The 23,086-nt window shown below is 63.9% G+C and carries 24 protein-coding genes; 10 read left to right on the forward strand and 14 right to left on the reverse strand.

Annotated elements, in window-relative coordinates; genetic code table 11:
- Positions 1-120: 120 nt before the first annotated feature.
- The 4 genes from AC1D1N_RS16240 to AC1D1N_RS16255 form a co-directional block, all read right to left on the reverse strand.
- Positions 121-1,104, reverse strand: coding sequence for an NAD-dependent epimerase/dehydratase family protein (locus tag AC1D1N_RS16240; RefSeq protein ID WP_477349700.1), 984 nt, complete (start codon positions 1,102-1,104; stop codon positions 121-123).
- A 108-nt stretch (positions 1,105-1,212) separates the two neighbouring features.
- Positions 1,213-4,671 carry a chromosome segregation protein SMC gene (gene smc / locus AC1D1N_RS16245; RefSeq protein ID WP_477349702.1) on the reverse strand — a complete coding sequence of 1,153 codons (3,459 nt, stop codon included), beginning with the start codon at positions 4,669-4,671 and terminating at the stop codon, positions 1,213-1,215.
- A gap of 69 nt (positions 4,672-4,740) precedes the next feature.
- Positions 4,741-5,472 (reverse strand): DsbA family protein, encoded by a 732-nt coding sequence (locus tag AC1D1N_RS16250; protein ID WP_436258896.1) that lies wholly within the window; start codon positions 5,470-5,472, stop codon positions 4,741-4,743.
- Between the two features lie 156 nt (positions 5,473-5,628).
- Positions 5,629-6,135, reverse strand: a complete 507-nt coding sequence (locus AC1D1N_RS16255; RefSeq protein WP_436258895.1) for a DUF721 domain-containing protein — start codon at positions 6,133-6,135, stop codon at positions 5,629-5,631.
- Between the two features lie 50 nt (positions 6,136-6,185).
- Here AC1D1N_RS16255 and mutY point away from each other — a divergent pair, with 50 nt between their 5' ends.
- Complete coding sequence (gene mutY, locus AC1D1N_RS16260) at positions 6,186-7,292, forward strand: A/G-specific adenine glycosylase (protein WP_477349705.1); 1,107 nt, start codon at positions 6,186-6,188, stop codon at positions 7,290-7,292.
- Between the two features lie 25 nt (positions 7,293-7,317).
- Entirely contained in the window at positions 7,318-7,929 is a 612-nt protein-coding gene (locus AC1D1N_RS16265) for an HAD family hydrolase (RefSeq protein ID WP_477349707.1), read from the forward strand.
- Between the two features lie 25 nt (positions 7,930-7,954).
- Here AC1D1N_RS16265 and AC1D1N_RS16270 read toward each other — a convergent pair whose 3' ends face one another.
- Positions 7,955-9,088: a DNA methyltransferase gene (locus AC1D1N_RS16270; RefSeq protein ID WP_477233859.1), complete on the reverse strand. Its 1,134-nt coding sequence runs from the start codon at positions 9,086-9,088 to the stop codon at positions 7,955-7,957.
- 189 nt (positions 9,089-9,277) lie between these two features.
- Between AC1D1N_RS16270 and AC1D1N_RS16275 the strand changes: the two genes are divergently transcribed.
- Complete coding sequence (locus tag AC1D1N_RS16275; protein WP_455860105.1) at positions 9,278-9,964, forward strand: HAD family hydrolase; 687 nt, start codon at positions 9,278-9,280, stop codon at positions 9,962-9,964.
- Between the two features lie 2 nt (positions 9,965-9,966).
- Here the strand turns inward: AC1D1N_RS16275 and AC1D1N_RS16280 are convergent, their stop codons facing one another.
- From AC1D1N_RS16280 to AC1D1N_RS16310, 7 genes are all read right to left on the reverse strand, one after another.
- Positions 9,967-10,404: a DUF1801 domain-containing protein gene (locus AC1D1N_RS16280; RefSeq protein ID WP_477349709.1), complete on the reverse strand. Its 438-nt coding sequence runs from the start codon at positions 10,402-10,404 to the stop codon at positions 9,967-9,969.
- Between the two features lie 12 nt (positions 10,405-10,416).
- Entirely contained in the window at positions 10,417-10,881 is a 465-nt protein-coding gene (locus tag AC1D1N_RS16285; RefSeq protein WP_477349711.1) for a DUF1801 domain-containing protein, read from the reverse strand.
- 5 nt (positions 10,882-10,886) lie between these two features.
- The gene (locus tag AC1D1N_RS16290; RefSeq protein ID WP_477349713.1) at positions 10,887-11,108 is read right to left on the reverse strand and encodes a hypothetical protein; all 222 of its coding nucleotides are present in this window, start codon (positions 11,106-11,108) and stop codon (positions 10,887-10,889) included.
- A gap of 26 nt (positions 11,109-11,134) precedes the next feature.
- Entirely contained in the window at positions 11,135-11,527 is a 393-nt protein-coding gene (locus AC1D1N_RS16295) for a VOC family protein (RefSeq protein WP_112564249.1), read from the reverse strand.
- A 68-nt stretch (positions 11,528-11,595) separates the two neighbouring features.
- Positions 11,596-12,021, reverse strand: a complete 426-nt coding sequence (locus tag AC1D1N_RS16300) for an SRPBCC family protein (RefSeq protein WP_477349715.1) — start codon at positions 12,019-12,021, stop codon at positions 11,596-11,598.
- A complete protein-coding gene (locus AC1D1N_RS16305; protein WP_112563924.1) occupies positions 12,018-12,341 on the reverse strand; it encodes an ArsR/SmtB family transcription factor in 324 nt (107 codons plus the stop codon). Before AC1D1N_RS16305 ends, AC1D1N_RS16300 begins: the two co-directional genes overlap by 4 nt.
- A 203-nt stretch (positions 12,342-12,544) precedes the next feature.
- Positions 12,545-13,270, reverse strand: a complete 726-nt coding sequence (locus AC1D1N_RS16310) for a hypothetical protein (protein ID WP_477349717.1) — start codon at positions 13,268-13,270, stop codon at positions 12,545-12,547.
- A gap of 128 nt (positions 13,271-13,398) precedes the next feature.
- Between AC1D1N_RS16310 and thrC the strand changes: the two genes are divergently transcribed.
- From thrC to AC1D1N_RS16330, 4 genes are read left to right on the forward strand one after another with little or no spacing between them, the layout of a single operon-like run.
- Complete coding sequence (thrC, locus tag AC1D1N_RS16315; RefSeq protein WP_477349719.1) at positions 13,399-14,796, forward strand: threonine synthase; 1,398 nt, start codon at positions 13,399-13,401, stop codon at positions 14,794-14,796.
- Positions 14,797-14,810: 14 nt separating this feature from the next.
- On the forward strand, positions 14,811-16,103 hold the full coding sequence (locus AC1D1N_RS16320) for a M16 family metallopeptidase (protein ID WP_142866738.1): 1,293 nt from the start codon (positions 14,811-14,813) through the stop codon (positions 16,101-16,103).
- Between the two features lie 20 nt (positions 16,104-16,123).
- Positions 16,124-16,720 carry a GNAT family N-acetyltransferase gene (locus tag AC1D1N_RS16325; protein WP_477349721.1) on the forward strand — a complete coding sequence of 199 codons (597 nt, stop codon included), beginning with the start codon at positions 16,124-16,126 and terminating at the stop codon, positions 16,718-16,720.
- Positions 16,721-16,722: 2 nt separating this feature from the next.
- A complete protein-coding gene (locus AC1D1N_RS16330) occupies positions 16,723-19,611 on the forward strand; it encodes an EAL domain-containing protein (RefSeq protein ID WP_477349723.1) in 2,889 nt (962 codons plus the stop codon).
- 30 nt (positions 19,612-19,641) lie between these two features.
- Here AC1D1N_RS16330 and AC1D1N_RS16335 read toward each other — a convergent pair whose 3' ends face one another.
- Positions 19,642-20,250: a YqgE/AlgH family protein gene (locus tag AC1D1N_RS16335; RefSeq protein ID WP_023668405.1), complete on the reverse strand. Its 609-nt coding sequence runs from the start codon at positions 20,248-20,250 to the stop codon at positions 19,642-19,644.
- Positions 20,251-20,465: 215 nt separating this feature from the next.
- On the opposite strand from AC1D1N_RS16335, the gene AC1D1N_RS16340 reads away from it, so the two are divergent.
- The 3 genes from AC1D1N_RS16340 (at position 20,466) to AC1D1N_RS16350 (ending at position 22,407) form a co-directional block, all read left to right on the forward strand.
- Positions 20,466-21,272, forward strand: a complete 807-nt coding sequence (locus tag AC1D1N_RS16340; protein ID WP_477349725.1) for a protein-disulfide reductase DsbD domain-containing protein — start codon at positions 20,466-20,468, stop codon at positions 21,270-21,272.
- A gap of 110 nt (positions 21,273-21,382) precedes the next feature.
- Positions 21,383-21,859: a peroxiredoxin gene (locus tag AC1D1N_RS16345; protein ID WP_112563912.1), complete on the forward strand. Its 477-nt coding sequence runs from the start codon at positions 21,383-21,385 to the stop codon at positions 21,857-21,859.
- 68 nt (positions 21,860-21,927) lie between these two features.
- Positions 21,928-22,407, forward strand: coding sequence for a DUF2938 domain-containing protein (locus tag AC1D1N_RS16350; RefSeq protein WP_477349727.1), 480 nt, complete (start codon positions 21,928-21,930; stop codon positions 22,405-22,407).
- A 97-nt stretch (positions 22,408-22,504) separates the two neighbouring features.
- On the opposite strand, the gene AC1D1N_RS16355 is transcribed toward AC1D1N_RS16350, so the two are convergent.
- Positions 22,505-23,080 (reverse strand): histidine phosphatase family protein, encoded by a 576-nt coding sequence (locus AC1D1N_RS16355; protein ID WP_477349729.1) that lies wholly within the window; start codon positions 23,078-23,080, stop codon positions 22,505-22,507.
- Between the last annotated feature and the right edge of the window lie 6 nt (positions 23,081-23,086).

A 23,086-nucleotide genomic window follows, 5' to 3' on the forward strand; every position in this document is an offset into this window, starting at 1 on the left:
CCGAACAGGCCGGGACCCGCTTCAGTCGGTTTGGCTGGCGATGCTTGCACCGTCGTCGTCTCGCGCGCGGGATGATTTCTGGGGTCGGAGGCCATGGCCATCATGGCCGGCTTTCGGCAGTCAGCGGTCTGCCGACCTCGTCATCCATTCCGACCGGTACCAGTCGACGAATTTCTTCAGCCCGTCCTCTATCGAGACACTCGGCCGGAAGCCGAAATCGCGTTCCAGGGCCGTCATGTCGGCATAGGTCTGCTCGACGTCGCTGGTCTGCATCGGCTCGTTGTTGCGCATCGCGGTTACGCCGAGCAGCCGCTCCAGCGTGGCGATGAAATCGTCCAGCCGCTCGGGCCGGTTGTTGCCGACATTGTAGATCCGGCATGGCGGCACTTCCGCCGGCGGCTTGTCGAGCACGGCGACGATGGCGCGCACGACATCGTCGATATAGGTGAAATCGCGCCACATCTCGCCATCGTTGAAGACGCGGATCGGCTTGCCCTCGAGCATCGCCTGGGTGAACAGCCAATAGGCCATGTCGGGCCGGCCCCACGGACCGTAGACGGTGAAGAAGCGCAGGCCGGTCTGCGGCAGGCCGAAGAGATGGGCGTAGGTGTGGCTCATCAGCTCGTCAGCCTTCTTGGTGGCCGCGTAGAGCGAGACGGGCCTGTCGACCTGGTCGGTCTCGGCAAACGGCACCTTGCGGTTGCCGCCATAGACCGAACTCGACGAGGCATAGACCAGATGCTCGAAGCCGACCGTTGCGCGGCAGAATTCGAGCACTTCGAGATGGCCGACCACGTTGGAACGGACATAGAGCCTGGGATTATCCAGCGAATGGCGCACGCCCGCCTGTGCTGCCAGATGCACGACCTTGACGATGCCTTGCCCGGCCAGCGCATCGGCGAGAGCGCCCGGCTCGGCGATGTCGAGCTGGTGAAAGGAAAAGCCGTTGTGTGGCTTGAGGCGGGCGAGCCGGCCTTCCTTCAGCGCCAGGTCGTAGTAGTCGTTCATATTGTCGACGCCGACGACGGCTTCGCCACGGTTCAGCAGATGATGGCAGACATGGCTTCCAATGAACCCCGCGGCTCCGGTGACGAGTACAGGCAACAACGTTCTCCAGACACATGACCAAGCCAGCCATCGGGGGTGATTGGCTGCATTCCATTGGTGCTATAGTCGAAAGCCGGGATTGAGGCCACTGTCCAAGCCGACGCGTCAGCTCGCCTCGCGCATCGCCTCGGCGGCCTGCAGATCGACCGACACCAGTTGGCTGACGCCCTGCTCGGCCATGGTCACGCCGAACAGGCGGTTCATGCGCGCCATGGTGATCGGATTGTGGGTGATGATGACGAAACGCGTCTCGGTGGTCGCGGCCATTTCATCCATGAGATTGCAGAAACGCTCGACATTGTGATCGTCGAGCGGCGCGTCGACTTCGTCGAGCACGCAGATCGGCGCCGGATTGGTCAGGAACACCGCAAAGATCAGCGACATCGCTGTCAGCGCCTGCTCGCCGCCGGAGAGCAGCGTCATGGTCTGCGGCTTCTTGCCAGGCGGACGCGCCAGGATTTCGAGCCCGGCTTCGAGCGGATCGTCGGATTCGATCAGCTGCAGTTCCGCCGTGCCACCGCCGAACAGATGCGAGAACAGCCGCTGGAAATGGCCGTTGACGACGTCGAAGGCGGCGAGCAGCCGCTCGCGGCCCTCGCGGTTCAGGCTCTGGATCGCTTGCCTCAGCTTGCGGATCGCCTCGATGATGTCCTCGCGCTCGGAAACGATGGTCTCCAGCCGGTCCGACAGTTCCTTCTGCTCTTCCTCGGCGCGCAGATTGACAGCGCCAAGCCGCTCGCGCTCGACCTTCAGCCGGTCGAGCTGGCGCTCGATGTCGGCCATTTCCGGCATCGGGCTATCGACTTCCAGACCGGTGTGGCGGATGACCAGATGCGGCGGCGTGTTCAGCGTTTCCTGGATACGCGCCTCGACCTCGAGCCGGCGTTCGTCGGCAGCGGTCAGCCGCTCCTCGGCGCGGACGCGAGTTTCGCGGGCGTCGGCCAGCGACTGGATCGCCGCGGTGGCGGCCTTGTCCAACTCCGCCTGCTTGTTCTCGGCCTCCTGCAGACGGTCGGCAGCGGCCTTGCGCAAAGTCTCGGCCTCGGTCAGTTGCGACAGCAGTGCGCGGCGCCTGGCGTCGATCTCGTCGGGAGCATCGGCCAGCGTCTCGCGCTCTGCCTCGGCTTCGGCCCTGCGCTCGCCGAGCGAGGCGATCTGCGTCGAGGCGTTTTCGGCCCGCTGCAGCCAGCTGCTGCGCTCGGCGCCGATGGCATCAAGCCGGCGCGTGCGCGCCTCGGCTTCGCGGCGCAAGCCCTCGTGGACAGCGCGCGCGTCGGCAAGGGTTGCGCGATCCCTGCCGACATTGGCGGCGGATTGTTCGAGCTGCAATTGCAGGTCGCCGAGATCGGGCGCGTCCTGCAGCAGCATTTCGGCCTCGGCAAAGGCAGCGGCCGTCTCTTCATGGCTGTCGACGATGCGCGCGCGCGCTTCGTCCAGGGCGGCGCGACGGCTTGCCAGTTCGCCGCCGGCCTTTTCGGCCTCGGCCAGCGCGTTGCGCGCGGCGTCCAGCCCGTGCTGGGCATCGCGTCCGGCCTGGCGGGCGTTGCGCTCGGCCTCGCTTGCCTGGCGCAGCGCCTGTTCGGCCTGGGCAAGGGCGGCTTCGGCCTCGCGCACGATCTGCGTCGCCTGCACCGCCTCGGCATCGAGTTCGGCCAGCCGGTTCTTCTGTGCCAGCCGCTGTGCTGCCGCCGTCGGAGCATCGGCACTTGCCGTCAAGCCGTCCCAGCGCCACAGCGCGCCGTCGCGGCTGACCAGCCGCTGGCCGGGCGCAAGCAGGGCCTGCAGCCGGCGGCCGTCAGTGGCGTCGACGATGCCGATCTGCGCCAGCCGGCGTGCAAGCTGCGAAGGCGCGCGCACCACGCTGGCGAGGCTCTTGATGCCTTCCGGCAAAGCCGCATCGCTTGGCTGGACCTGGCTTTCGCCCCAATGCACCGGCGCGCTGCGGTCGAGCGGCACGCCGAGGTCTTCGCCAAGGGCAGCACCTAGGGCCGTCTCATAGCCGCGCTCGACGCTGAGCTGTTCGAGCACCGATGGGAAAAGATCGCCGCTGGCGGCATTCAGGATCTTGGCCAGCGTGCGCGCTTCGGTTTCGATCCCGGCCAGTTCTGACCTGGCGTCCTGCAGTGGCGGACGGGCGGCACTCTCAGCGGCGCGCGCCTCGGCGACCGCCTGTTCGGCTAATATGGCGCCGGCCTCGGTCTCCTCCAGCCGGGCGAGCGCATCCTCGACCAGAGCACGCTTCTCGGCAGGGTCGGGCAAGCCCGCGACCTTGGACAGTATCTCGGACAATTCGCGGTCGACGTCGGCGAGCTGCCGGGCAAAACGGTCACGGCGTTCGGCGGTTTCGCGCAGCGTGCGCTCGATCTGGTTGCGCGAGGCGGCCGCCTCGGCCCGTTCGGCGGTCAGCGCGGCAAGCCTGGCTTCGCTCTGCGAGAGTGTCGCGCCGGCCTGTTCGAAAGCGGCCCGCGTGGTGGCTTCGCGTTCGGCGGCCCCGGCATTTTCGGAATTGAGCGTGGCTTCTTCCTCGCGCAGGCGCTCGAGGATATCCGCATTGTCGCGCACCATGCGCTCTTCGCGGGCGATGTCGCCGTCGAGTTGCTGCAGGCGGCGCTCGAGCTCGGCCTGGCGGGCGCGGATGCGGCCGGCTTCCTCCTCGATCTGCGCCTTGGCAATCGACAGACGCTGGAAGGCGGCGGCAGCGGCGGCTTCGGCATCGCGCAGATCGGGCAGCCGATGCGCGCCGATGCCTTGCTCCCTGGCGGCGCTCATCTGCGCCGAAGCGCGGTCGCCGACCAGTGCGGTGGCAACGGCCAGCGCCGAGCGCGCCTCGCCTTCCTGGGTCTTGGCCAGCGTCCAGCGCAAATGCAAAAGCGTGGCTTCCGCCTTGCGGATATCGGCCGACAGGTTCTTGAAGCGCGAGGCCTGGCGCGCCTGGCGCTTCAGGCTTTCGATCTGGCTTTCCAGTTCGCCGACGACGTCGTCCAGCCGTTCGAGATTCTGCTCGGCAGCCTTCAGCCGAAGCTCGGCTTCGTGGCGGCGGGTGTGCAGGCCGGAAATGCCGGCGGCTTCTTCGAGCAACGCGCGGCGCGCCTGGGGCTTGGCCTGGATCAGCTCGCCGATGCGGCCCTGGCCGACCATCGAGGGCGAGCGCGCGCCGGTCGACTGGTCGGCGAACAGAAGCTGGACGTCCTTGGCGCGGGCTTCCTTGCCGTTGATGCGGTAGAGCGAGCCGGCCTCTCGCTCGATGCGGCGCGACACCTGCAACTCATCGGCGTCGTTGAAAGCGGCGGGCGCGGTGCGGTCGCTGTTGTCGAGGAACAGCGTGACTTCGGCGGTGTTGCGCGCGGGGCGCGTTCCCGAACCTGAAAAGATCACGTCGTCCATGCCGGACGCGCGCATGTTCTTGTAGGAGCTTTCGCCCATCACCCAGCGCATCGCCTCGACAAGGTTCGACTTGCCGCAGCCATTCGGCCCGACAATACCGGTCAGGCCGCGTTCGATGACGAACTCGCCGGGTTCGACGAAGGACTTGAAGCCGAGGAGGCGAAGGCGCGAAAACTTCATTCGCGCCTGCCTACAGGTCGCAGAGGTGCGCAGACGCCAAAGCGCAGTCGCTCCGGCGCCGCCTGGACGTCAGAGCAGAGGGTCGATGATGGCCGATATTTCCTCAATCGACATCGCACCTTTGTAGGTCTTTCCGTTGATGAAGAAGGTCGGCGTCGAGTCGACCTTGAATTCATCGGCGCCGCGCTTCTGGACCGATCTCACATCGTCCAGAAGTTTCTGGTCCGTCAAGCAGGCCTCGAAGGACTCCTGTGTAAAACCGGCGAGCTTGGAGATCTGCAGCAGGGCATCCTTGGTGTTGTTGACGCCGACCCAGTTGGCCTGCTGCTTGAACAGCACGTCCACCATGGGGAAATAATTGTCCTTTGAACAGCGCGCCAGCATGAAACCGGCCTCGGCGCTCGGGTCGAACGGGAATTCGCGCAGGATGTAGCGGGCCTTGCCGGTGTCGATGTACTTGGTCTTCAACTCAGGGAAGGTGGTCGCAGCGAAATGCGCGCAATGCGGGCAAGTCATCGAGGCATATTCGACGATGGTGACCTTGGCGTCGTCCTTGCCGAGCTGCTTGTCGGGCAGAGCGCCGGGCTTCAGCAGCTCGGCCATGTTGACGTCGCCCGTCGAGTCCGGTGCCTTGGCGGCGGCCGGCGTGGCAGGCGTCGCGGCTGGCACGGCAGGCGTTGCAGGCTTGACGTCCGCTGCCTTGGCGTCCTCGCCGGAGTCGCTGCATGCGGCGAGCAGTGCCACTGCCGGAATAACGGCCAGCGAAGACAGGAGGTTTCTGCGGGACAAGCTACGGTTCATGCGAATCACCTGACTATGGTTGGATTTTGCAATGCAAAGGCTAGAAAAGGCGAGAGTTGGCGGGAATTAAGGCATCGCTGTCCCCATTCCAATCGCCTAACTCTACATGCATCATCACGAATGCGCGAGATTGGTGACGGGTTCATGACCGGCTGATTACCCTGGCCGCTTCCTCTCGCCGAGAATGGTGGCGCCCAGCCGCTCCAGCGAGGCGCGCAGTCCGTCATCCTCGATCTTGCCGACCGTATCGGACAATTTGGCCTTTTCGACCGATGTCAGAGGCCTCGGAGCCGGTTTCGGCCGGGCTTTCTCCGATAGCACCGGTTTCTGCACGATCCTGATGCGGCCGATTGCGTTGAAGCCGAGGAAGCCGTTGACCCGGTTGATTATTTCGCCGGTCTCGTGCTGCAGATGCAGTGCCGCCATGCCTTCGCAGGCGATAACCAGCGTCGCCGGCTCGAACGGATCGTCTTCGTGCATGCGGCGCGGCCACTGAATTTTTTCAGGGCGCGAATGGCCGGCAAGCCTGGGGCCCGCGATCTCTTCCCACGACTGCACCAGCCCGATCGAAATGCCGGCGCGCTTGCGCAGCACGGGATCGAGAATCTGGGTGGCGAGATCACTCACCGGAACGGGATTGCCGTAAGGCGTTCTCCCTGCCATGTACGTTCTCCAACCACGCTCCTCACCAGCCTAGAGCCAGCCCGCGATCAATGGCACTGCACGAACAGACCCGCAAGGCCGCATCCGAGGACGGAGAAGTCGCTTCGCGCCTGCTCGCTTGGTACGACGCACACCATCGCGAGTTGCCGTGGCGGGTCACGCCGCGTGCGGCGGCCGGCGGCGCCCGGGCGGATCCCTATCGCATCTGGCTGTCGGAAGTGATGCTGCAGCAGACCACGGTCGAAGCGGTAAAATCCTATTTTCGCGCTTTCGTCGAGAAATGGCCCGATGTCGAGGCGCTGGCCGCGGCGCCGACCGAGGATGTGATGAAGGCCTGGGCCGGGCTCGGCTATTATTCGCGGGCGCGCAATCTCAAGGCCTGCGCCGATCTCGTCGCGCAGCGCGGCGGCCACTTTCCGGATAATGAAACGGGATTGAGGGAATTGCCGGGGATTGGCGCCTATACGGCGGCGGCGATCGCCGCGATTGCCTTCGACCGGCCGGCGGCGGTCGTCGACGGCAATGTCGAACGCGTCATCTCGCGGCTCTATTCGATCGAAACGCCGCTCAGCGAGGCGAAGCCTGAAATTCGCGCGCTGGTCGAAAGACTGGTTCCGCAGACAAGGCCGGGCGACTTCGCGCAGGCGATGATGGACCTCGGAGCCACGATCTGCACGCCGAAGCGGCCGCGCTGCATGCTGTGCCCGCTGCGCGAGGATTGCACCGCCATCCTGTCGGGCGACCCCGAGCGTTTTCCGGTTCGCCTGCCGAAATCCGACAAGCCGCTCAGGCGCGGCGCCGCCTTTGTGGCCGAGCGCGGCGACGGCGCCATTCTGTTGCGCAAACGGCCGGATAAAGGCCTGCTCGGCGGCATGACCGAAGTGCCGACCACCGGCTGGACCGCGCGGGTAGACGGCGCGACCACGACGGACGCCGCGCCCTTCCCCGCGGACTGGCGGCGCGCCGGTGAGATCGCGCATGTCTTCACCCATTTCGCGCTCGAACTTGAAGTTTTTCACGCGCAGGTGAAAAGTGATGCTCCAGAAGGACATTTCTGGTCGCTGGCCCATGACATTTCCGGGGAAGCGCTGCCGACCGTCATGAAAAAGGTAATCGAAGCGGCGATGCCGGGCGCGACCAAGAAGCGTCCGCGTTGAATAGCGTTTGCATGAAAGGCCCCACATGACTGAAATCCGTCACATCGTGTTCGATATCGGCCGCGTGCTGATCCATTACGATCCGAGCATTCCGTTCAGCCGCCTCATCCCCGACGCGCAGGAGCGCAAGTGGTTCTTCGAAAATGTCTGCACGCATGACTGGAACATCGAGCAGGATCGTGGCCGGACGTGGGAAGAGGCGGAAGCGCTGCTGATTGCCGAACACCCAAATCATGCTGAAAACATCCGCAATTTCCGCCGCAACTGGCACGAGATGGTGCCGCATGCCTATGAGGACAGCGTCGCCATCATGCTGGGCCTGATTGAGAGCGGCCACGACGTGACCATGCTGACCAATTTCGCCGCCGACACGCTTGCCGAGGCTCGCCAGCGCTTCGACTTCCTCAGCCGCCCGCGCGGCGTCACCGTATCGGCCGACATCCGTGAGATCAAACCCGACCGCGCCATCTACGATCACCATGTCGCCGCGTTCGGCCTTGAACCGTCAGCCACATTGTTCATCGATGACAGCCCGAAAAATGTCGACGGCGCCAAGGCGGCCGGCTGGCAGGCTGTGCTGTTCACGGATGCAAAAACGCTCAAGGCGGACCTTGAGCGTTTTGGGATTGAAGTCTGATCTCAGGCGGTTGCGGAGGGGCCGATCAGGCCCCTGCCCGCTCCATGCCGAGCCTGGCGATGCGGCGCAATTCGTCGATCGGGGTCAGGCCGCCGCTGCGTTCATAGTGCCAGAAGGTCCAGCCGTTGCAGGCGTCCAGTCCCTGCACTTCGGCGCCGATCTTGTGGATCGAGCCGGCGCTGTCGCCGATCGCCACCGTGCCGTCGGCGCGCACCTTGGCGGCCCAGCGCTTCTTGGAATCATAAAGCGTGGCGCCGGGCTGCATCAGTCCGGTGTCGAGAAGGCTGACAAAGGCGACGCGCGGCTCTGCGCGCTTGCCGGTGAGCACGGTGAGATCGGCGCCCTCCAGCGGCCGCACGGCATCGATGCGCTCATTGGCGGCGTCGATATAGGCCTGCTCGCGCTCGATGCCGACGAAGTGGCGCCCAAGGCGCTTGGCGACCGCGCCGGTGGTGCCGGAGCCGAAGAACGGGTCGAGCACGATGTCGCCCGGCTTGGTCGAGGCCATCATGATGCGGGCAAGCAACGCTTCCGGCTTCTGCGTCGGATGCAGCTTGTCGCCATTGTCGTTCTTCAGCCGCTCGCCGCCGGTGCAGATCGGAAACAGCCAGTCGGAGCGCATCTGGATGTCGTCGTTGGAGGCCTTCATGGCTTCGTAGTTGAAGGTGTAGCCCTTGCCCTTCTGGTCGCGCGAAGCCCAGATCATGGTCTCATGCGCATTCTGGAAGCGGCGGCCGCGGAAATTCGGCATCGGGTTGGTCTTGCGCCAGACGACATCGTTGAGGATCCAGAAGCCGAGATCCTGCATCTTGGCGCCGACGCGGAAGATGTTGTGATAGGAGCCGATGACCCAGATGGTGCCATTGGGCTTGAGCACACGGCGGGCCGCCAGCAGCCAGGCACGGGTGAAGGCGTCATAGGCCTCGAAACTCTCGAACTGGTCCCAGTCATCGTCGACGGCGTCGACCTTGGACTGGTCGGGCCGGTGCAGGTCGCCGTCGAGCTGCAGATTGTAGGGCGGATCAGCGAAGATGACGTCGATGGATTTTTCCGGCAGCCGGTCGAGCGCGGCAACGCAATCGCCCTTGAGGATGGTGTCCAGCCACTCGGATTGCTGGGGAGCGTGAGAAAGGTCGTCGAGAAGACGCACGGCAGACATGTTTACACCCAAAGCACGCGTTACTGTTTACTCCCCGTTATGGTTACCGATCAGCGTAAATATTCGGTGAAGGACGCAACCGACCCAGCCGCCCTGACGTCGTTAATTTGCGCAGCCCGGCCTGTTGGTGTATGCCGCGCCGCCTGAGCCGCCTCCAGGCCTTTGTCCCCTCCCGCGTTCCGGATTGCCATGCCCCAGCCAGATCTTGTCATCTTCGATTGCGACGGCGTGCTCGTCGATTCCGAAATCATCGCCGCGCGTGTCGAGGCCGAGCTGCTGACACTCGCCGGCTTCGAAATATCGGCCGAGGAGATCGCCGAAACCTATGCCGGGCTGACCTTCAAGGACATCATGATGCGGGTCGAGGAGAAATCCGCGATCCCGTTCCAGGCCTCGATGATCGACCGCGCCGAAGAATTGGTCGACCGCAAATTGCGCAGCGATGTGCGCGCCATCGACGGTGCGCGCGAGGCGGTGGCCGCGGTGACCGCGCCGCGCTGCGTCTGCTCGAATTCGCGCTCGGAGCGGATCGAATTCATGCTGGAGAAGGTAGGCCTGCTGCCGTTCTTCGCCGGCCGGATTTTTTCAGCGCTGGAGATACCGAGCAAGAAGACCAAGCCCGCGCCTGACGTGTTCCTCGTCGCGGCCGAGAAACTCAACGCCGATCCGGCAAACACCTTCGTCATCGAGGATTCGGTGCATGGCGTCGCCGGCGCCAGGGCCGCCGGCATGCGCGTGATCGGCTTCACCGGCGCCGCGCATAGCTACCCCGGCCATGCCGACGCGCTGACCGAGGCCGGCGCTGAAACGGTCATCCGCCGCTGGGCCGAATTGAAAAGCGTGATTGCCGCGCTGTCGGAGTGGTCGGACGCCTGAACTCAGTCCTTGGCTTTGACCGACTTGGCTCGCGCCGGTTTCTTCTTTGCCCTGTTATAGGCAATGGCGGCGCGGACGAGCGCTTTCAGCGCATCCGCATCGATCTCGTCGCCCTCGGAAACGTCGATCGCCCGCCACACCTTGCCGCCAAAGCCGTTGTTGAACAGCTTGCCGGGGTCCGGCAGGCTGGCGCCGTGCGAAAAGGTGAGCTTCACCTTGTCCTTGTGGGCGTTGCCGACAGCGATCATGCCGTCGCGCGACCATACCGGGCTTCCCATCCACTTCCACTCCTCGGTGATCTCAGGATCGGCGTCGAGGATGGTCTGGCGCAGGCTGGCGAGCGTCTTGCCGCGCCAGTCATCCAGCTCGCGGATCCTGGCATCTATCCGCTCGGAGGCAGAGGGTCCTGCCTCTGACTTGTTCGCACCGCTGGTCTTCATGGTCTCCTCCGTTCACATCTTCTCGCCGGGCAATTTACTGGCCTGCTTCACCCAGCTGGCAAACCTGGCCTCGTCGATCTCTTCGCCTTCATGAATGTCGAGATAGCGCACGTCCTTCTGCCTGGAGCCGCCGGGAGGAATGGGATCCAGCGACATGCCACGGAAGAAGGCGACTTTGACGTATCTGGTGAAGCAATGCAGGCTGAGGAACCAGCCCTCGCCCTCGATGCCATAGAACGGTGAGTTCCACTTCACCGCCTTGTAGACGCTGGGAACGGCGCCGACGATGAGCGCGTCGAGGCGGCGCCCGACATCGCTTTTCCAGCCCGGCATGGCCGCGATATAGGCCTGCACGGGAGCATCCCCATAGGCCTTGGCGATCTGCGGGTTGCCGCCTGAAAGCAGGACCGGCTTGGCGGGCGCTGGCTTGGCCGTGACCGGCTTTGCGGCCTTCGATTTTCCGGGCGCCTTGGCCATCGTCCCTACCCTTGCGCGCGCTGCTCGCCGCGCGACCTGGCGACGTAAGGCAGCACGAACATATAAAGCCCGCTGAACAGCAGCAGGAAGAGCGGCAGGAGTGGCGAATAGACCACCCATGCCGGAGGCTGCCCGAATGCCATGGTGACGAAATTGGCTGCCACGGTCAGCGTGAAGATGATCGACAGCCAACGGTGGGTTTGCCTTATCCATTTGCTCCAGTTCATTGCCACCTCCTCTTGAAAACGAGCGCTTACCAGCGTGCCAGCTGGGTGATCTGGATGAGATTGCCGCAGCTGTCGTTGAGCTGGGCGATGGTCGAGCCGGTCACTTCGGTCGGCGCCATGGCGAACGCACCGCCGCGCCCCTTGATGCGCTCATAGTCGCCCTTGATGTCGTCGGTGAACAGCATGAGCGCGGGCTGACCCTGCTTGAAGATGGCCTGCTGGTAGGTTTTGGCGGCCGGATTGTCGTTGAGCGCGAGTTGCAATTCGGTTCCCTCGGGCTCATCGGGTGAGGTTACGGTCAGCCAGCGAAAAGGCCCATTGCTGAAGTCGGCCTTCACGGCAAAGCCCAGCACGTCGGTGTAAAAACGCAGGGCGTTGTCCTGGTTGTCCACATAGACGCTGGTCAGCTTGATCTTCATCGATTTTCTCCTTTATGCGTTCGGTGGCCCCGCGATCAGGGCATGGCGCTGACTTGTACCGGCAGGCCTCAATCTGGCTTCGCCAGAAGCTGCTCCAGCTTGGTGAGGAATTGCTGCCACCCTGCCCTGGCGCCGCCATAGGCCTGTTTCTGATCGGGACGGAAGCCGGACTGCTCGACGCGCAGATGGGTCCCGGTGCTCGTGGGCGTGAGTGTGAACGTCACCACGCTCTTCAGATTGTAGGCCGCATCCTCATGCGCAAAATCCCAGCTGTAGGACAGCGTCCTGTTTGGTTCGATGGCCAGCACCTCGCAATCGAGCACGCCGCCCCAGTCGCCGCGAAGATTGAAGCTGTGGCCGATGACAGGCTTGAAATCGTTCTTCATGAGCCACTCCTCCATCAGATGCGGCTGCGTCAACGCGCGCCAGATCTTTTCCGCCGGCCAGGGTATTTCGCGTTCGACGACGACGGTGCGCAGTTCCGGCTTGCTCACTGGTCCATCCTTTTCAGCAGATCCTCGAGATGGTCGAAGCGGCTCTCCCAAAACCCGGTCATCTGAACTGTCCAGTCGGTCAACGGAGCGAGTGCGCCGGGCTGCGCGCTGTAATGGGTCTGCCGTCCGGCGTGGCGGTCGAGCACCAGTCCGGCCTGCTTCAGGACGCCCAGATGCTTCGATACGGCCGGCTGCGAGACTCCGGACTGCGCCGTCAGCGCTCCCACTGTCTGCTCACCCTGGCGGCACAGGCGCTCGAAGATAGCCCGCCGGGTCGGGTCGGCAAGCGTTCTGAACAGAGTGTCGTGGGCGTCTGGCATCGGGATCAATAACCTGCGAGCTATTGATTGACGTATAACCGCCGAGATATGAATGAGTCAAGTGCGCCGGCGCAATGGACCAGGATCCAAGGCGCACACGCCAGCCCCCTGCAGACGCATTCCTGCAGGGTCATGGTCAGATCGTTTGATCTTTCAAAGAGTTGACAGCCACCGCCGCAACAGCGACGACGGCCAAGTGCGGCTTAGTTCGTGGCGGGAGCTCGCTTCTTCTTGCCGGACTTCTTGTCCGCCGCCGCCGGCGCGGTTTCGTCATAGCCGGCATATACCTGGTAGTCCTTGGCAGAGGGCTCGGGCACGACGACGTTGGAATCGGTGAAGACGAACTGGGTGGCGGTCGAGGGATCGCTGACCTGGATCTGATACGGGTGGATCTGCGAATAAAGCACGTCGGTGCCATGCATGACGGCGATGCGGATAGGCATGGTGATGGTGCCGGGAGTGAACAACGGTCCCGGCACGACCTTGCCGGCAACGCCAACCTTCATCGTCAGCTGACCGTTGGCACGGCTGCAATCGCGGCTCACATCGCTGATCGAGGCCTGGTAGATGATCTTGGTCGGATCCTTGTTCGGGTCGACGATGGTGCCATCCGGCGCCGTCTGCGCGGCGGCGGCCTCGGCATCCTGCGCGGCGTCGACCTTTTTCTTTTTCGGTTGCGACGCGCCCTTGGCGTAGGTGTTGAAATAGGCGGTGCCGTCACGCAACGTCACTTTCGGGCAGTAGGCCTGCAACTGGCTGGCGAGCACCTTGGGGTCCTGCGGCGGTATCGGCGCATTCGGGTCGGTCTTCTTGCCTAATCCGAGGTTGAGGATGCCATTGTCGCTCGATTGGCAGCCGGCGGCGGCAAGCATAAAGCCGGTGAGCGCCAGACCCGCGACAAAGCGACGGTCGAACTTGTAAAACGCCATGAAACTGCACTTCCCTCTCGCAAAGCTGGTGACGTATAGCAACGGCGCGGCAAAAATGCGACTGAACCAGCGCAGAAATTAACCACTCTGTGGTGAACGGAAACGCCAAGCGGCAACAGGTCTGTGACATGCAATATGTGAGTACTCGCGGGGAAGCGCCCGCGCTTGGATTTTCCGACGCGGTGCTGGCCGGGCTGGCGCGCGACGGCGGGCTTTACGTGCCGCGCGTGTGGCCGCAGTTTTCGGCAGCCGATATCCGCGCCATGCGCGGTCTGCCCTATGCCGACCTCGCCATCCGCGTGCTGACGCCGTTCCTCGGCGGCGAGATCGCAGCCCCCGTCTTTGAGCGCCTGGTGCGCGAAGCCTATGCCACCTTTCGCCACCAGGCGGTCTGCCCTCTGGTGCAGACCGGTCCGAACACTTTCATCCTCGAGCTCTTCCACGGCCCGACGCTGGCTTTCAAGGACGTCGCCATGCAGCTGCTTGCCCGGCTGATGGACCATGTGCTGGCTGAGCGCGGCCAGCGCGCCACGATCGTCGGCGCCACCTCGGGCGACACCGGCGGTGCAGCCATCGACGCCTTCGCCGGCCGCGACCGCACCGATATCTTCGTGCTGTTCCCGCATGGCCGCGTCTCGCCGGTGCAGCAGCGGCAGATGACGACATCGACGGCGGCCAACGTCCAGGCGCTGGCCATCGAAGGCAATTTCGACGATTGCCAAGGGTTGCTGAAGGACATGTTCAACGACCACGCCTTTCGCGATAGTGTCTCGCTGTCGGGCGTTAATTCGATCAACTGGGCCCGCATCATGGCCCAGATCGTCTATTATTTTTCCTCGGCGCTTTCGCTCGGCGCGCCAGACAGGCCTGTTTCCTTCACCGTGCCGACAGGCAACTTCGGCGACATTTTCGCCGGTTATGCCGCAAAGAAGATGGGCCTGCCGATAGAGCGACTTATCGTCGCCACCAACGACAACGACATATTGGCGCGCACTTTCGCGACCGGCGAATACCGCACCAAAGGTGTGTTTGCGACGACGTCGCCGTCGATGGACATCCAGGTGTCGTCGAATTTCGAGCGGTTGTTGTTCGAGGCCTCCGACCGCAATGCCGAAACGGTGCGGCGCTATATGGCCGGGCTGAAACAGTCCGGCGCCTTCACCATAGAAACGGCCGAAATGGCCAGGATGCGCTTGGAATTCGACGCCGGCCGCGCTGATATGGATGAGGTTGCCGCCACCATCCGTTCGACGCTGGAAACCAGCAGCTATCTGCTCGACCCGCACACCGCCGCAGCCGTGCATGTCGCCGCCGGCAAGGCTGACGGCGCCGTGCCAATGGTGGTGCTGGGCACGGCCCATCCGGCCAAATTCCCGGCCGCCGTCGAAGCCGCCTGCGGCGTGTCGCCGGCCCTGCCCGCATGGCTGGGGTCCTTGATGTCAGCCGACGAAAAATACACGGTACTTCCATCCGACCTGAAAATGGTGGAAGATTACGTGAGCCGCCACTCAAGGGCAGCGCGTTAGGGAGTACTTGCCATATGGGTGTTGAGGTAAGCCGTCTGTCGAACGGCCTGACAGTCGCCACCGAAACCCTTCCAAGCCTCGAATCCGTTGCCCTTGGTGCCTGGGTCAAGTCGGGCGCTCGCAATGAGCGTGACGAAGAACACGGAATGGCCCATTTGCTCGAGCATATGGCCTTCAAGGGCACGAAAAGGCGTAGCGCCTTCGAAATCGCCTCGGAAATCGAGGATGTCGGCGGCGAAATCAACGCCGCCACCAGCGTCGAAACGACGTCCTACTATGCCAGGGTGCTGTCCGACGACGTGCCGCTGGCCGTCGATATCCTCGCCGATATCTTGCAGGAATCGGAGTTCGACCCGCAGGAGCTGGAGCGCGAGCAGCATGTGATCCTGCAAGAGATCGGCGCCGCGCACGACACGCCCGACGACATCGTCTTCGACCGTTTCACCGAGACGGCGTTCCGCCATCAGACGATCGGCCGCTCGATCCTCGGCACGCCGGAAACCGTCAAATCCTTCACCTCCAAACAGCTGCACGATTTCATCGAGCGCCAATATGGCGCCGAGCGGATGGTGGTCGTTGCTGCCGGCGACATCAAGCACGACAATTTCGTGCGCGAGGTGGAAAAGCAGCTCGGCGGCTTCCGCAGCAAGGCCGACAGCACCATGCCGCAATATGCGCAGTATGTGGGCGGCGATTTCCGTGAGGATCGCGACCTGATGGACGCGCAGATCGTGCTCGGCTTCGAAGGCCGCGCCTATCATGTGCGCGACTTCTACGCCTCGCAGGTGCTGTCGATGATCCTCGGCGGCGGCATGTCGTCCCGGCTGTTCCAGGAGGTCCGCGAAAAGCGCGGCCTGTGCTATTCGGTCTATGCCTTCCACTGGGGCTTTTCCGACACCGGCATTTTCGGCGTGCATGCCGCGACCGGACAGAGCGACATTGCCGAACTGGTGCCCGTCATCATCGACGAACTGCAGAAGGCCGGCGAAAACATCCTGCAGGAAGAACTCGACCGGGCGCGCGCGCAATACCGCGCCGGACTGATCATGTCTGCGGAAAGCCCGGCCAGCCGCGCCTCGCAGATCGCCAGGCAGTTGCTTTTGTTCGGCCGGCCGATCGCCAAGGAGGAGTTGATGGAACGACTGTCGGCGCTGACCGTCGAGCGGCTGACCGACCTGTCGTCACGGCTGTTTTCGACCAAGCCGACGCTGACTGCCGTCGGCCCCGTGGGTACGCTCGCGCCCTATGAGGCGATCCTCGATTCGCTTGCGGGCACGCACACCACGGCCCGCAAGCTCGCCGTCTAAGTCCCCTCAAGGCGCGCCCCGTGTTCGCGCTCCCTTTCTTTCGCCGTGACCTGCCGGCACTGAAGGGCGACCGGGTCACGCTGCGCGTGCCCTACACCAACGACTATCGCGAATGGTCGGCGTTGCGCGGCGAAAGCCGCGGCTTCCTCGAACCGTGGGAGCCGCGCTGGGCGCCCGATGAGCTCGACCGCACGGCCTGGCGGCTGCGCATCGGCCGCTACCGCGAAGATTATGCGCAGGGCACCGCCATCGCCTTCTTCATCTTCGAGAAGTCGAGCGGCAAGCTCGCCGGCGGCATTACGCTGGGCAACATCCGCCACGGCGTCTCGCAGAGCGGCCATGTCGGCTACTGGATCGGCGAGCGTTTCGGCGGTCGCGGCCTGATGACCGACGCAGTCAAGGTGGTCTGCCGCTTTGCCTTCGATACGCTGAGGTTGCACCGGATCGAAGCTGCCTGTATTCCCGACAATGCCCGGTCGATCCGCGTGCTTGAAAAAGCCGGATTCCGGCGCGAAGGACTTTTGCGATCCTACCTCAGGATCAACGGCATCTGGCAGGACCACTACCTCTACGCCCGGATCGCGGACGATCCGCCGGGCGCTGGAACGAAGGACTGATTTTGACGAATTTCCTGCGAAACGGGTCGCTGTTGGCCTTTGTTCTGGCGGCTGTCGTCACGCTCTGCGCGGCGCTCCCGGCCTTCGCCGTCGAACCGATCAAGATTGCCCGCGACGATATCGCGCTCGACCTGTCGCGCGCCGTCGAGATCTACGTCAATCAGGGCGAAAACTTCCAGGTGTCGACCGCGCCCGGCCCCGACGGCATCGTGCGGCGCATCGAGGTCGAGGCCAATGACGCGCGCTCGAGCGGTGACTGGGCGGTGTTTGCGCTCGCCAACACCACCGACCAGCAGCTCGACCGCCTGATCGTGGCGCCGCATTTCCGGCTGGTGAATTCGGGCATCTTCTGGCCCGATCTCGGCGCCACCCGCATCGCCGCGATCACACCCAGCGAGGGCTTCGCGCTCGACCGCCAGTCAAGCCCCGACGCCGACGTGTTTCGGGTGACGCTGAACCCGGGAACGGTGATCACCTTCATCGCCGAACTCGCCTCGCCCAAGCTGCCGCAGGTCTATCTCTGGGAGCCGGAAGCCTACAAGGACTCGGTCAATTCCTACACCCTGTTTCGCGGCATCGTCATCGGCATTGCCGGCCTTTTGGCGTTGTTCCTGACCATCCTGTTCGTCGTCAAGGGAACCTCGATGTTCCCGGCGACAGCTGCCTTAGCCTGGGCGGTACTTGCCTATATCTGTGTCGATTTCGGCTTTTTAAACAAGATCATAGAGATATCGCCCGGCAATGAGCAGATGTGGCGGGCGGGAACGGAGGTGGCGCTTGCAGCGACCTTTGTGGTGTTCCTGTTCGCCTATCTCAACCTTAACCGATGGCACGGCCATTTCAGCTATGGCGCGGTGGTCTGGATCCTCGGCCTGGTGCTGATCGCCGGTGTCGCCATCATCGATCCGGCCGTCGCCGCCGGCATTGCCAGGCTGTCCTTCGCCGCCACGGCACTGACCGGGCTCGGCCTGATCATCCTGCTCGGTATTCGTGGTTACGATCGTGCGATCATGCTGGTGCCGAGTTGGGTGATGGTGCTGCTCTGGCTATGCGGATCGTGGATGGCGATCACCGGCATGCTCGACAACGACATCGCCCAGCCGGCACTGGGCGGCGGGCTGATCCTGATCATCCTTTTGATCGGCTTCACCGTCATGCAGCATGCCTTTGCCGGCGGCGCGCTGCATCAGGGCCTGTTCTCCGACCTCGAGCGCCAGGCGCTGGCGGTGGCCGGCTCCGGGGACACGGTGTGGGACTGGGACGTGCTGCGCGACCGCGTCGTCACCAAGCCCGACGTCAGCATCCAGCTTGGCCTTGCGCCCAATAGCCTGGGGGGTGCGGCCCGCAACTGGCTGCCGGTGCTGCATGCCGACGACCGCGACACGTTTCGCACCACGCTCGACGTGGTGCTGGAACACCGGCGTGGCCGGGTGTCGCAGAATTTCCGCCTGCGCGGGGCCGACGGCCACTATCACTGGTTCTCGCTCAGGGCGCGGCCGGTGATCGGCTCGGACGGCGAAGTGATTCGCTGCGTCGGCACCATGGTCGACGTCACCGAGCAGAAAAAGTCCGAGGAAAGGCTGCTGCACGACGCCGTTCACGACAATCTGACCGGCCTGCCCAACCGCGAACTTCTGATGAACCGGCTTGAAGCCATCATCTCGATCGCGCGCACCGAAGAGAAGGTGCGACCGACTGTCTTCGTCATCGACATCGACCGGTTCAAACAGGTCAATGACGGGCTTGGCATCTCGGCCGGCGACACCATCCTGCTCACCATAGCGCGCCGGCTGCACCGGCTGCTGAAGCCGAAGGATTCGCTGTCGCGCTTCGCCGGCGACCAGTTCGCGCTGATGCTGCTGTCCGAACAGGACCCGTCCCGCATCGCGGCGGTGGCGGACGCCATCAAGCACGCGATCAACAATCCGATCACCTTCGCCAAGCGCGAGATCGTGCTGACCGCCTCGATCGGCCTGATCACCTGGACTTCGGCGCAGACTTCGGCCGAGGACATGGTCAAGGACGCCGAGCTTGCCATGCACCAGGCCAAGCGCTTCGGCGGCGACAGGATCGAGCCGTTCCGGCCGGCCTTCCGCACCGTCGGCACAGACCGTCTGCAGTTCGAATCCGATCTGCGCCGCGCCATCGAGCGGCGCGAATTCACCCTTGCCTACCAGCCGATCGTGCGGCTCGAGGACGGCAGCATTGCCGGCTTCGAAGCGCTGCTCAGGTGGGACCACCCGCGCCGCGGCATGATCCCGCCCGGTGATTTCATTCCGGTCGCCGAAAGCTGCGGCCTGATCGTGCAGCTTGGCCTGTTTGCCATGCAGCAGGCGGCCGAGGACCTCGCCGGCTGGCAAAAGCAGATCGGCGACACGCCGCTGTCGGTGTCGGTCAATCTGTCCAGCCGCCAGTTGATCCGCCGCGACTTGGTCAGCGATGTCCGCTCGGTCATCGCGCGCGCCAATCTCAAGCCGCGCTGCTTCCGGCTCGAACTGACCGAATCGCTGGTGATGGACAATCCCGAGCAGACCTCGCATGTGCTGAACAAGCTGAAGCAGCTCGGCATCGGCCTGTCGCTCGACGATTTCGGCACCGGCTATTCGTCGCTCGCCTATCTGACGCGCTTCCCCTTCGACACCATCAAGATCGACAAGAGTTTTGTCGACGACGCGACGCCGAAGCGCGCTGTGCTGCTCAAATCGATGGTCAATATGGCGCACGAGCTCGGCCTGTCAGTGGTGGCCGAGGGCATTTCTGACGAAAGCGATGCGCTGGAACTGCGCCAGATGGGCTGCGAATACGTCCAGAGCTTCATGTTCGGCGCACCGATGCCCGGCGACCAGGTGCTGAAGGCGCTGAAAGAGCAGTATCCGATGACGCAGGCTTAGAGGCCGTTTGGTCTCTGGGTGGCTGCTAGGTCAGGCGTGCCCGGCCGCCAGGCTCAAATGCGCCAGATCAATGCCGATCGAGGCGAGGATGCGGTCGTATTTGCGTTCGATGTCGGCGTCGAACAGAAGCTCCGGCGTGGCCGGGCAGGTCAGCCAGCCATTCTCGGCGATCTCGGTTTCCAGCTGGCCCGCGCCCCAGCCGGAATAGCCGAGCGCCATCAGCGCGCGGCGCGGGCCGCGGCCGGACGAGATGGCGCGCAAGATGTCGACGGTGGCGGTGAGGCAGATGTCGTCGGAGACTGTGAGCGAGGATTCCACCCGGTAGTCGCCCGAATGCAGCACGAAGCCGCGGCTGCGGTCGACCGGGCCGCCATTGCGCACGACGAAGTCGCGCGCCTGCGCCGGCAGCCGGATCGCCTCCTGCTCGTTCATGATGCCGAGCTGCACCAGGAGGTCGGGAAACAGCATCTGCTGCGTCTGGTTGATGATCAGGCCCATCGCGCCTTCGTCGCTGTGCGCGCAGATATAGATGACCGAGCGCGTGAAGCGGTCGTCCTTCATGCCGGGCATGGCAATCAGGAACTGGTCGTCGAGAAAGCCGCGTCCGCCGGCCGTCTTTTTGTGGCGCAACAAGTCCATGGAGCGGAGCGTAACGCGTTTCCGGAGCGCCGAAAAGGTGCGTCGCGCGCGATTCGCCCAAAGCCCAATAGCTGGAACAACGGATTCCTGACTACCAATTTCCCCCGACGGAATGCTTGAACTCGACTGTTCCTCGCCCAAAAGTCACGCAAATATGATACGCAGAGCGCCATGAAAACATTGCGCGGCCATGAACTGACGATCAAATCACCACCATGCAAAGCTTGAAAATCCTGCTGCTCGGTGCCGCCATCGGATGCGGAGCAGCCCTTCCCGCCGCGGCTTCCTCTTCGGACTGGTACAACAGCGAAGGCGGCAAGGTGCGGCTGGTGACATCAGGCAAGGCCGACGACGCAGGCCGCATCCATGGCGTGCTCGACATTGCGCTCAAGCCCGGCTGGAAGACCTATTGGCGCGACCCGGGCGATGCTGGCGTGCCACCGCAGATCGATGTTTCGGCCAGCACCAACATCACCGATGCGGCGTTTTCCTTCCCGCCGCCGCAGCGCCATGACGACGGCTACGGCAAATGGGCCGGCTACAACCATCCGGTTTCGCTGCCGGTGACTTTCACCCTGTCATCGCCTGGGGATGCGGCCGTCATCGATGCCGACATCTTTCTCGGCATTTGCGAGACGATCTGCATTCCGGTGCAGACGCGGCTGAGCGTTGACCCCGCCGCCGATCCCGACAATGCCGAGGATGCGGCTCTGGTGAAGGCGGCCCTTGCCACCTTGCCCGCCCCTGCCAAAGCCGATTTCGGCATCAGGATCCTGCCCGGCGACCACGAGACGCTGGTCGTCGAGGCGACCTTTCCCGGCGATCCGGAGGCGGCGGATTTCTTCGTCGCCGGCGAGCGCGACTACATGTTCGGGGCGCCTGCGCGCAGCGAAAAGGACGGCCGGCTGGTGTTTACCATACCGATCCTCGACCGACCGTCGGCGACACCGACCGATGGCGGGTTGTATTACACCCTGACAAGTGCGGAAGGCGCGGTCGAGGGCGTTCTGCCGTTCCCCTGATACAAGTCCCGATCCAGGCTTTCCCTTGATCCAGGCCTTGTCGGCGGTTGCGGGAGATGCCTGATTTCGCTATCGCAAGAAACCTTCCCTGCTTTCACACGAGGACCATCATGACCATTGCCGTTGGCGACAAACTGCCCGATGCGACCTTCAAGGAAATGACCGCCGACGGCGCCAAGGTGATCACCTCGGCCGAGATTTTTGCGGGCAAGAAGGTGGTGCTGTTCGGCGTTCCCGGCGCCTTCACGCCGACCTGCAGCAACAACCATCTGCCGGGCTATCTCGAGAACCACGACGCCATCCTGGCGCGCGGCGTCGACACCATCGCCGTCGTCTCGGTCAACGACGTCCATGTGATGGGCGCCTGGGCCAATTTCACCGGTGGTGAAGGCAAGATCCTTTATCTGGCCGATGGGACTGGCGACTTCGCCAAGTCGGTCGGCCTCGATTTCGTAAGCAACGATATGGGGCTGCGAGCGAGACGCTTTTCGATGATCGTCGACAATGGCAAGGTCACCGCGCTCAATGTCGAGACCAAGCCCGGTGTCGACACGTCGGGTGCGGCTCACATTCTGAGCCAGCTGTAATCCCGGATTGCCATAACCTGGCGATCGCGCCTGCCTGGCGCGATGGTCTGCTTTGGGGGACCTCGACGATGTTTGACATCATCTGGCGCAGTGTTGCGATCGGCATCGGCGCCACGGTGCTGATGGATCTCTGGGCGCTGTTCCTGCATCTGGCGCTCAGTCAGCCGCGGCCGAACTGGGGGCCGGTCGGCCGCTGGGTCTGGCACCTCAAAGACGGCAAGGTCTTCCACGACGACATCGCCGATGCCGCGCCCTATGCGCCTGAGAAGGCGCTGGGCTGGGCCTTCCACTATTTCACCGGCATCGTCTACGGCGTCATCCTGGTGGCACTGGCGGGCAAGGCGTGGCTGGACGCACCGACCTTCCTGCCGGCCTTCATCCTCGGCATGGTCACCATCGGCGCCGGCTGGTTCCTGCTGGCGCCGGGCATGGGCGCCGGTTGGGCCGCCTCAAAGCGCCCCAATCCGATGCAAATCCGCGCCTTCAACGTGATCTCGCACACGGTGTTCGCGCTCGGCCTTTACGGCACGGCCCTGCTGATCCGCTAACCCTATTCGCTGATCGCGCGCGGCTTCATCGCGGCGACGGTGTCGCTCCTCTCCAACAATCCGACTGCTGCACTGCGGACTGCCGCTTCTGGCCGTATCAGCGGCCGTCGATCGGTCGCCATCCGTGGAGGATGCTGCGCGCGCCGATATCATAAGCGAAATAGTTGCCGCCGCCGGCCGGCTGATCCGCCTCGCGGCTGATCTCGCGATTGCTGAGAGAAAGCAGCAGCAGCGTTCCGACGCCACCATGGCCGACGAAAGCAATGTCGCCGCCAACGGCGGCGTGTAGTACAGCCTCGACCTCGCTCACAATGCGCTGCTGGGCATCGATGGCGCGCTCCCAGCCGCGAATGCTTTTGTGCGGATTGGCGAAGAACTGGTCGGCGACTGCCTCAAACTCTGGCGGCGGCAGGAAGCCGGTTGCCGAGCGGTCGTTCTCGTGCATGCGTTCGCGCACCTCGACCGTGAGGCCAAGTTGCCTGGCCAGTATCTTAGCGGTTTCTATCGCCTTGCGCTCCGCCGACGAGACGACACGCCGGATCGAGCCGACCCATGGCTGCTCGAGCATGGCCAACGCCCTCGCCCGTCCGATCTCGGACAGTCCCCATTCCGGCACGGGAACGTTGGCATCGATCTGAACCTGGGGATGGGTGATGTAGTATGCAATCGGCACGGGTGA

The sequence above is a fragment of the Mesorhizobium sp. P2_B5 genome, from assembly GCF_056404775.1.